Below are 241 nucleotides of genomic sequence, written 5' to 3'. Positions count from 1 at the left end.
GGTATGGCGCCAACGCTGACCAGAGTCATTCCATGAACGAAACCGCTACCGTTTAGCGAAGTGACGGGCAACCAGGCGAAAGGCGATAACGCCAAAGCGGGAGATTATGTGTTCGGCCTGACGGCCAAAGGGCGCTACAACGGTCAGCCGCTGAGCGGGAAAGGAAAAATGGGCGGCATGCTGGCGGCCAGGAGCGAAGGTACGCCGTTCCCGGTGCAGGCGGATTTCCGTCCAGGGAATA

General features: G+C 59.8%; 1 protein-coding gene. It reads left to right on the top strand.

What is annotated here, in order from left to right:
- Window positions 1-60: 60 nt before the first annotated feature.
- Window positions 61-241: AsmA family protein (locus IEQ44_RS16435; protein WP_319804721.1), on the top strand; the 181-nt coding region annotated here is incomplete at its 3' end.

This window comes from Nocardioides malaquae (assembly GCF_015070385.1).
GTDB classification, from domain to species: domain Bacteria; phylum Actinomycetota; class Actinomycetes; order Propionibacteriales; family Nocardioidaceae; genus Nocardioides; species Nocardioides malaquae.
The sequence above is the reverse complement of the archived record's forward strand: the minus strand, read 5'-3'. Positions and strand labels throughout refer to the sequence as shown.